This is a genomic window from Vibrio sp. EA2 (assembly GCF_033042495.1).
In the GTDB taxonomy this organism is placed as follows: Bacteria; Pseudomonadota; Gammaproteobacteria; order Enterobacterales; family Vibrionaceae; genus Vibrio.
The window spans coordinates 215,357-224,029 of sequence record NZ_JAWLID010000007.1; the positions used below are offsets into that span (position 1 = coordinate 215,357).

Annotated in this window: 9 protein-coding genes and 2 tRNA genes; 3 read left to right on the forward strand and 8 right to left on the reverse strand. The window is 46.2% G+C overall.

Annotation, left to right across the window (positions count from 1 at the left end):
• Positions 1-34: 34 nt before the first annotated feature.
• The 3 genes from RXX31_RS15940 to phoB are packed head-to-tail and all read right to left on the reverse strand — an operon-like array spanning position 35 to position 3,031.
• A complete protein-coding gene (locus RXX31_RS15940; protein WP_317590563.1) occupies positions 35-1,003 on the reverse strand; it encodes a phosphate ABC transporter substrate-binding protein PstS family protein in 969 nt (322 codons plus the stop codon).
• A complete protein-coding gene (gene phoR / locus RXX31_RS15945) occupies positions 1,003-2,301 on the reverse strand; it encodes a phosphate regulon sensor histidine kinase PhoR (RefSeq protein ID WP_317590565.1) in 1,299 nt (432 codons plus the stop codon). The genes RXX31_RS15940 and phoR overlap by 1 nt, the downstream gene beginning before the upstream one ends.
• A gap of 40 nt (positions 2,302-2,341) precedes the next feature.
• Positions 2,342-3,031, reverse strand: coding sequence for a phosphate regulon transcriptional regulator PhoB (gene phoB / locus RXX31_RS15950; protein ID WP_317590567.1), 690 nt, complete (start codon positions 3,029-3,031; stop codon positions 2,342-2,344).
• Between the two features lie 224 nt (positions 3,032-3,255).
• On the opposite strand from phoB, the gene rdgC reads away from it, so the two are divergent.
• The 3 genes from rdgC (at position 3,256) to RXX31_RS15965 (ending at position 5,994) form a co-directional block, all read left to right on the forward strand.
• Positions 3,256-4,170, forward strand: coding sequence for a recombination-associated protein RdgC (gene rdgC, locus RXX31_RS15955; RefSeq protein ID WP_317590568.1), 915 nt, complete (start codon positions 3,256-3,258; stop codon positions 4,168-4,170).
• 166 nt (positions 4,171-4,336) lie between these two features.
• Positions 4,337-5,737: a tRNA 5-hydroxyuridine modification protein YegQ gene (yegQ, locus tag RXX31_RS15960; RefSeq protein WP_317590569.1), complete on the forward strand. Its 1,401-nt coding sequence runs from the start codon at positions 4,337-4,339 to the stop codon at positions 5,735-5,737.
• Positions 5,738-5,739: 2 nt separating this feature from the next.
• Complete coding sequence (locus RXX31_RS15965; RefSeq protein ID WP_014230901.1) at positions 5,740-5,994, forward strand: YfhL family 4Fe-4S dicluster ferredoxin; 255 nt, start codon at positions 5,740-5,742, stop codon at positions 5,992-5,994.
• 42 nt (positions 5,995-6,036) lie between these two features.
• Here RXX31_RS15965 and RXX31_RS15970 read toward each other — a convergent pair whose 3' ends face one another.
• From RXX31_RS15970 to RXX31_RS15990, 5 genes are all read right to left on the reverse strand, one after another.
• Positions 6,037-6,345 (reverse strand): hypothetical protein, encoded by a 309-nt coding sequence (locus tag RXX31_RS15970; RefSeq protein ID WP_317590571.1) that lies wholly within the window; start codon positions 6,343-6,345, stop codon positions 6,037-6,039.
• Between the two features lie 321 nt (positions 6,346-6,666).
• The gene (gene mepA / locus RXX31_RS15975) at positions 6,667-7,503 is read right to left on the reverse strand and encodes a penicillin-insensitive murein endopeptidase (RefSeq protein ID WP_317590573.1); all 837 of its coding nucleotides are present in this window, start codon (positions 7,501-7,503) and stop codon (positions 6,667-6,669) included.
• Between the two features lie 11 nt (positions 7,504-7,514).
• Complete coding sequence (locus RXX31_RS15980; RefSeq protein WP_317590574.1) at positions 7,515-7,847, reverse strand: DUF1904 domain-containing protein; 333 nt, start codon at positions 7,845-7,847, stop codon at positions 7,515-7,517.
• A 517-nt stretch (positions 7,848-8,364) separates the two neighbouring features.
• Positions 8,365-8,441: transfer RNA gene (locus tag RXX31_RS15985), tRNA-Trp, on the reverse strand.
• Between the two features lie 102 nt (positions 8,442-8,543).
• Positions 8,544-8,620: transfer RNA gene (locus RXX31_RS15990), tRNA-Asp, on the reverse strand.
• Positions 8,621-8,673: the final 53 nt, after the last annotated feature.

An 8,673-nucleotide genomic window follows, 5' to 3' on the forward strand; every position in this document is an offset into this window, starting at 1 on the left:
ACAAGGCAACACTCTAAATGAAGAAGTCGGCTAATTATAAGCCGACTTTTTTTAGCTCTTCTTCTGCGAAATCCGCCGTGATTGGCACGTACCCATCTTTTTCAACCAACGCCTGCCCTTGAGCAGAGAAGATAAACCGGATGAATTCTGCTTCGATAGGCGAGAGCGGAAAGTCTGGGTGCTTGTTTACGTAAACATAGAGATAGCGCGAAAGTGGGTACTTACCTGTCACAATATTATCTCGCGTTGGACGGATGTAGTCTGTGCCAGCTTTGGCGATAGGGATCAGGCGAACCCCCGCAACTCGGTAGCCAACCCCGGAGTAACCGACACCACTTATCGTTGACGCCACGGACTGTACTACCGAGGCCGAACCAGGCTGCTCATTTACACGGGTTTTAAAATCACCGCCGCACAAGGCATTGCTTTTAAAGTAGCCATAAGTCCCCGACACCGAGTTACGACCAAACAGTTGTACATTACGTTTAGCCCATTCGGCTTGCACCCCGAGCTGCTGCCAGTTAGTAATAAAGTTACTCTCACCACAACGCAAAGTGGCTGAGAATATCGCGTCCAGTTGCTTAAAGTTAAGCCCCGAAATCGGGTTATCCTGATGGACAAAGATACCGATAGCATCGATCGCAACACGCAATGCCGTTGGCTTGTAGCCGTGCCCTCTCTCAAAGGCTTCGACTTCCCTCAGGCGCATCGGGCGGCTCATAGGGCCAAACTGAGCGGTTTGTTCAGCCAGCGCTGGCGGTGCCGTTGACGATCCGGATGCTTGAACCTGAGCATTAATGTTTGGATAGATGGATTTAAATTCCTCCACCCATAACGTCGTCATGCCAGCTAATGTATCCGAGCCAACCGACAGCAAATTACCGACGATACCCGTTGTTTTCTGATAATTTGGCAAAGGTTTGTCTTTTGCAATAGACGTCCCGGAACTCGCTAATACAATCAGCGCCGCGAGTCCGGCAGATTTAATCACTCGAGACTCCATTACTTCGCCACCAAACGACCAGGAAGAACGAAAGAGAACTTACTCCCTACTCCGACTTCACTTTGTATTTCTAAATGAGAGTCATGGTGGCTAAGCGCATGTTTTACGATCGCTAAGCCAAGGCCACTACCACCGGTGTCACGAGATCGTGCCTTATCTACTCGATAAAAACGCTCCGTCAGTCGGTGTAAATGCTGAGGCTCTATTCCATCACCACTATCTTCAACTTCCAGACAGGCACCTTGTGCATTCTGATACCAACGCACGTTAATATTGGCGCCTGGCGGGGTATATTTCACGGCGTTATACACTAGGTTAGAAATTGCACTACGAAGCTGGTCATCGTCCCCGAACACGCGCAGGCTCTTGTCGACATCAAATTTCAGTTTATGGTGATCATCACCACTTAAGCTTGCCGCTTCTTTTTCCAGAACTTCGAGCATGGCTGGCACATTGACGACATCTTCCAACTCATGCATTGGCGCAGCTTCTATTTTAGATAACGTCAGCAATTGATTAACCAATGCATTCATACGGTTAAGCTGTTCGGTCATAACGCCGTGTGCTTTCGTCCACATTGGGCCGACGACCATATCTGGATCTTCCGTCATCTCCAGGTAGCCTTGCAGTACCGTCATAGGCGTTCGCAGTTCATGAGAAACATTGGCAAAAAAGTTGCGACGCATGCCTTCCAGTTGCTTTAACTGACTGACATCACGTACCACCATCAAGTGCTCACCTTCAGTGTAAGGTACGATACGCAGCTCTAGCATACGTTCCACATTCATCGGAGAACGCATTTCTAGCGGCTCAGAGAAATCTTGCTTATTGAGGTATTTAATGAAATCTGGTGTGCGAATCAGGTTTGAAATCGGTTGACCGGAATCTTCCGGCCAATGGAAGCCCAAAAGATGCTGAGCCAGTTTGTTACACCAGACAATATTGCCTTCTGCTCGGAATACCACCACGGCATCCGGTAGCGATTCCGCACCATTTCTAAATCGGCGGATTAAATTGGTCAGTTCTTTGCGTTTACGACGCTGACGCTGCTGTAAGCGATATAGTCCATTAAACAAAGACTCCCAGTTGCCGCTACCTGAAGGCGGCGTAAGACGCTTTTCGTCCCATAACCAAGAGGACAACCGAACTTGATTATGCAAATGCCACACAAGCTGTAATACCGTGGCTGCTAATAGCAACCACGGCATATAACCGAATATCCACCCTACTATCACCCAAGGGGTGTAAAAAAAAGCCAGCTCCCAGGCCAGCTTTTTCCACGTTAATCTTTCAACCACTCATTACTCCAAAAATGGGACCGATCAGCTGTTTAAGAACTTATGCCTTAGTCGAGAAACGGTAACCTGCGCCACGAACCGTTTGGATTAGCTTATCATGCCCTGCTGCTTCTAGCGCTTTACGCAGACGACGGATGTGTACGTCAACGGTACGGTCTTCAACATACACGTTGGTGCCCCACACATTGTTTAGCAGTTGTTCACGACTGTAAACACGCTCCTGATGCGTCATGAAGAAGTGCAACATTTTGAATTCTGTTGGTCCCATGTCGACAGGGCCGTCATGAGCGGTCACACGGTGCGATACAGGATCAAGCTTAAGGCCTTGTACATCAATTACGTCTTCCAGTGCAGTTGGCGTGACACGGCGAATGACGGCTTTTAAACGAGCAACCAGCTCCTTTGGTGAGAAAGGTTTAGTGATGTAATCATCCGCACCCACTTCTAATCCACGAACCTTGTCTTCTTCTTCACCACGAGCCGTTAGCATCACCACAGGGATATTGCGCGTTAGCTCTTCACGTTTCATGTGCTTGATAAAGTTAATACCGCTACCGCCTGGTAGCATCCAATCCAGTAAAACTAAATCAGGGAAGGGTTCAGCCAGTTTGGTTACTGCCGTGTCGTAATCTTCAGCCTCCACCGCTTGGTAACCTTTCTGTTCAAGGACGAAGCAGAGCATTTCACGAATTGGAGCTTCGTCTTCAACAACCAGAATCCTTCTAGACATACTTGAATAACCTTATGTTTGTTGAACTAATAAAATTAAGAGACAAAGCGCCCCTCTATGCATAAGCATTATCACTACCAATTATGACACTTTTGTGACCTTTGAAAACAAATTTTCATATAACTTTCTTTTGAGATTCATCCTGATATTTTTCATTTCTATTAGGACATCAGCAACAAAATTCCCTATGATTAGTCCCTTGTCATCAAGCCTAGAGAAGATTTATGTGGTTTAAAAACTGTCTGGTATACCGCGTTAACCGCGAGGTTAACTTCAATGCAGATCAACTGGAAACTCAACTTGCTGAGTTTCAATTCACCCCTTGTGGCAGCCAAGATAAGCAGAAATTTGGCTGGGTAAATGCAATGGGTAGACATGGCGACATGATGACTCACGTATCTGAAAACCGCATTTTGATATGCGCGAAGAAAGAAGAAAAGATGCTGCCAGCCTCCGTGATCAAAGACTCTCTGAATGAAAAAGTTGAAGCGATGGAAGCGCAAGAAGGTCGCCCGCTAAAGAAAAAAGAGAAAGACAACCTAAAAGATGACATCGTGATGGACTTGCTCCCTCGCGCGTTCAGCCGCAGCAGTCACACTCACGTATTAATCATGCCGAAAGAAGGTTTTATTCTTGTCGACGCGAGCAGCTATAAAAAAGCAGAAGATGTACTAGCACTGCTGCGTAAAACCATGGGCAGTTTGCCAGTCGTTCCAGCCATTCCAGAAGTGGCCATCGAGACAACATTGACAGAATGGGTAAAAACCGGTGATACGCCACAAGGCATCACAATGATGGACGAAGCTGAGTTGAAGTCCGTGTTGGAAGAAGGCGGTGTAATCCGCTGTAAGAAACAAGAACTGACCACGGACGAAATCCGCAATCACATTGCTGCGGACAAAGTGGTCACCAAACTGGCTCTTAACTGGCAAGACCGCATCGAGTTTATCATGACTGAAGATGCGGGCATCAAACGTCTGAAATTCTCCGACGAGATAAAAGATCAAAACGATGACATCCCACGTGAAGATCAAGCCGCTCGTTTCGATGCCGACTTTTCACTGATGTGCGGTGAATTCAGTGCGTTCCTACCAAATCTATACGACGCATTAGGTGGGCTACCAAACCCGAACACCTAAAATAACCCTACTTTTCACTCGCTACGCCCCTACTTTTTATGGGGCGTTTGTTCACCAAAAGCACAATTCCCCTAGTCACAGTTCACATTTTGACGTAAAATTTGCGCCCCACTTCCATAAGGTGGAATTGGCCTGACTTGTGATCAGATATTAAGAGAATTGAGCAATGACAACTGAGAAAGCATTCGTACCTGAGCTACTGTCTCCTGCGGGCAGCCTGAAAAACATGCGTTACGCATTCGCCTATGGCGCTGATGCGGTGTACGCAGGCCAGCCTCGCTACAGCCTTCGTGTACGTAACAATGAGTTTAACCACGAGAACCTAAAAATCGGTATCGATGAAGCGCATGCCCAAGGCAAAAAGCTTTACGTGGTATGTAACATTCAGCCGCACAACTCTAAGCTAAAAACTTTCATTCGCGACCTTAAACCGGTTGTAGAAATGGGTCCGGACGCACTGATCATGTCTGATCCAGGCCTAATCATGATGGTTCGTGAAGCTTTCCCAGAAATGCCAATTCACCTTTCCGTACAAGCCAACGCTGTAAACTGGGCAACCGTTAAGTTTTGGGCGGCAAACGGCGTTGAGCGCGTCATCGTCTCTCGTGAGCTTTCTCTTGAAGAGATCGAAGAAATTCGTGAGCACTGTCCTGAAACGGAACTGGAAGTTTTCGTTCACGGTGCACTTTGCATGGCTTACTCTGGTCGTTGTCTGCTTTCTGGTTACATCAACAAACGTGACCCTAACCAAGGTACATGTACTAACGCATGTCGTTGGGAATACAAAGTAGAAGAAGGCAAAGAAAACGACACTGGCGATATCGTTGAGAAATTTGACCCATCTGAAGCACAGCCTGTCGAAGTTCAAGATGAACGCCCTGAAACCACAATCGGGCGTGGCAAGCCAACAGATGAAGTGGTTCTACTTTCTGAAGCTCACCGTCCAGAAGAAAAAATGGCGGCTTACGAAGATGAGCACGGCACGTACATCATGAACTCTAAAGACCTTCGTGCAATCCAGCATGTTGAGCGTCTGACTAAGATGGGTGTGCACTCGCTTAAAATTGAAGGCCGTACTAAATCGTTCTACTACTGTGCTCGTACCGCTCAGGTTTACCGTAAAGCCATCGATGATGCTGTCGCAGGCAAACCATTCGATGAAAGCCTAATGAGTACGCTAGAGAGCCTGGCTCACCGTGGCTATACTGAAGGCTTCCTACGCCGTCATACACATGACACCTATCAAAACTACGACTATGGCTACTCAGTATCTGATGCGCAGCAGTTTGTTGGTGAATTCACAGGTAAACGTCGTGGTGACATGGCTGAAGTAGAAGTGAAGAACAAATTCCTGGTAGGTGACAGCCTTGAGCTAATGACACCAAAAGGCAACGTTGTTTTCACTCTGGAGGCGATGGAAAACCGTAAGTCACAGTCAATCGAAGATGCAAAAGGTAACGGCCACTTCGTATTTATTCCAGTACCAGAAGATATGAACTTAGAGTACGGCCTGTTAATGCGTAACCTAAACTCTGGTCAGGACACTCGTAACCCAACTGGTAAGTAATCATGGCATTACTCATTACCGATAAATGCATTAACTGTGACATGTGTGATCCAGAATGCCCTAACGGCGCGATCAGCATGGGCGACAGTATTTTCGAAATCGACCCAGATTTGTGCACTGAGTGTAAGGGTCATTATGATAAGCCGACCTGTCAGTCCGTTTGTCCTATTACGAAATGCATTATCACCGATCCGAATCATGTCGAAACAGAAGAGCAGTTGCTAGAAAAGTTCGTGATAATCCAAGGATTGGCGTAGTTAGATAAGGTTCAACTTTGTATGTAAAGTTGAACCTTTTTTTTAGCCCGATTTTTCGATGGGATAGATATTGCAGAATAACTCTTTCTCAAAATGATACTCTAGCCTATCTCGCCAGTTTTCCGCTTGAGATACTGGAACTAAATAGAAATTCTCCCGGCTGGTATCAGTAACGAAAGCCATCCCGTATTGCATCAGCTCGTAATGCACATCATTAACAAACCCCGGATCAAGACGCTGACGCCCTGTCAGATGATTCAAATCTTCTCGAGTCAAAAAGACTCCCTTGGTCTCACTGCTAAATCTGTGTCTTAACCACTCTGCAAACTCTTTTGCACAAATCATAGTCATGGTTTTATCCTTGATTAACTCTATTGGCAGGTAACACCACTAAACCTACCTCAATACAATTGCCCACGTTGCTATTTTTCTTTTTACCAAGCGACGGACATATTGAACAGAAATCAGAGTATCGCGACAAAAGAACTTAAAAAAACAGAGGCACTAACCTAAAAAACCGTAACCCTTTGTTTATTCGAGATTCCTATAACATGTCACCCAAACTAATTAGGTTAATTTTTATATTCGTATTATTCACTGTAGACAAAAGTATGATGTTTCTCCAGTTTCATAACGGAGATTCGACAAAGGCTATAAGAAGCTCAGCGTTTTTTAATTGGTACGAATAAGTGGCTGACATTGCGATGGAATCACTTTCGCTCGTTTTGGTTTTGCCACCACTTTTTTAGTCGAAGGGGTTACAGGCACTACCGCCTTCGGTTTCCAGCTCGCTAACTCATAGCCACAACCATCTCCGGCCGGAGGAGGCGCTTGATCAACACAATTTCGACTGGAATCCGGGCAAGATAATCTAACGTGAAAATGATAGTGGTGTCCCCACCAAGGGCGAACTTTACGTAACCAAGTACGATCTTTGCCTTCCTCTTGCGAACATAACTGCTCTTTAATGACTGGATGAACAAAGATGCGCGCGACCCCATCATTCTGAGCAGCATAGCGAATCAATTCAAAATGCCGGTCATCCCAGCGATGATCAAGTATTGAATAGCCTTTAAGGTCAACCACACTCATTGGCTTAGGCAGTTGTAATTCATTGTAGGAAAGCGGCTGGTCAGCTAAACGCAGCCAGATATCAATATCTAAACCAGTTTGATGGCTAGAGTGACCAGATGAGAAACGACCACCACGAGGCAATGACAGATCACCGATCAATAAATTTGTACTTAACTCTTTATTCGCTGTTAAGGCAAGATTTTCAATAAATGAGATAGTATTGGGATGCCCATAGTAGCGATTCGTTCTACTGCGCAGGACTTGATATCCAGTCCCCTCGAGAGGCAAAGGATAAGCGCCATCCAGACAGCCATTCGCATAACTACCAATGGAAGAAGAAGAATTCTGAGTGGGAGCCGAAACCTGCTCCCACGGAGTTGCAAAAATAGAAGCTGAGAAAAGCAAACTGGTGTGGAGAAAAATACTCAGCCTCATAATGTCACTCCTTAGTAGTGTTCAGCATTATCATAGTAGGCTTTAGGAGAGAGCGGAGTAAATATCACTGCAACATCTATATCTTCTCCAACGATACCACGAACTTTCTGAGTAATGGTTTTAGCGACTTTATCTTGAACCTTCTGCCCACGATCAAACCAAAGCACCTCCACAAAAGGGTATGCTGCGCTAACTTCTCCCTCACTAAAAAACGTCGTATAGATGTACTCAAAAGTAAAGTCCTCACGCGGACATTCCATCAGAGGTTGCAGTTCATCCGTGAGCGGTTTTGACAGAGCCTGAACCGTTTGAGGCTCTACAGCACGAAATCGAAAATGTGGCATAAACGTACTTTCCATTATTAGAATTAAGCCGCGATCATATCAAGAAGTCCGTTTTATATCACCCGGCGCGCACTATGGTCTAACTCAAGCTCCAGTCGAGCAAGGAATAGACTAAGTTTAGAACTAATTAGGAAAAGGCGAAATGAAACCACCATGGTATCGATAGTATGGCGAAGAACAACAAGAAGAAAGGTTGAGACTAAACCGCCCGGACACTGTCGGTAACACCTGGTTCAGCTAGGAGAGAAATAATGCTCTGACAATAGCTATATTCGACATCCCAGTAAGTGGCTCTGCAAACACCAAACTACAGACGTAAAAAAGCCCCGTTCTTTCGAACGAGGCTTCTTAATAATGGCAGGGGTGGAGATTCGATGGGACTTGCCCCCAAGCTCCCAACACGCACTGATCTTTTGGTATTAGCGGAATCCGCTGCTCTGCCAATTGGAGCGACTCTACAATCCCCAAATTACAGATGTAAAAAAGCCCCGTTCTTTCGAACGAGGCTTCTTAATAATGGCAGGGGTGGAGAGATTCGAACTCCCAACACGCGGATTTGGAATCCGCTGCTCTGCCAATTGGAGCTACACCCCTGCAGTTCGTTTTTAATGAGACGACTCTCAAATAAGTGGCGAAATGGCCGGGCTTGCGTTCAAGCGGGACTCATTCGACCGAAGGTCGAAACCTTCAAATAAGTGGCGGAGTGGACGGGACTCGAACCCGCGACCCCCGGCGTGACAGGCCGGTATTCTAACCAACTGAACTACCACTCCGCAGTGGTATCACTCGCTACTGCAAGTGTCCAAAATTTAAAGCCTGGCGATGT

Excerpts from the sequence above, each read along its gene's own strand:
- phoB (WP_317590567.1), bottom strand. The coding sequence starts at position 3,031 with ATGTCTAGAAGGATTCTGGTTGTTGAAGACGAAGCTCCAATTCGTGAA.
- RXX31_RS15940 (WP_317590563.1), bottom strand. The coding sequence starts at position 1,003 with ATGGAGTCTCGAGTGATTAAATCTGCCGGACTCGCGGCGCTGATTGTA.
- mepA (WP_317590573.1), bottom strand. The coding sequence starts at position 7,503 with ATGAGGCTGAGTATTTTTCTCCACACCAGTTTGCTTTTCTCAGCTTCT.
- RXX31_RS15970 (WP_317590571.1), bottom strand. The coding sequence starts at position 6,345 with ATGACTATGATTTGTGCAAAAGAGTTTGCAGAGTGGTTAAGACACAGA.
- RXX31_RS15980 (WP_317590574.1), bottom strand. The coding sequence starts at position 7,847 with ATGCCACATTTTCGATTTCGTGCTGTAGAGCCTCAAACGGTTCAGGCT.
- yegQ (WP_317590569.1), top strand. The coding sequence starts at position 4,337 with ATGACAACTGAGAAAGCATTCGTACCTGAGCTACTGTCTCCTGCGGGC.
- rdgC (WP_317590568.1), top strand. The coding sequence starts at position 3,256 with ATGTGGTTTAAAAACTGTCTGGTATACCGCGTTAACCGCGAGGTTAAC.
- RXX31_RS15965 (WP_014230901.1), top strand. The coding sequence starts at position 5,740 with ATGGCATTACTCATTACCGATAAATGCATTAACTGTGACATGTGTGAT.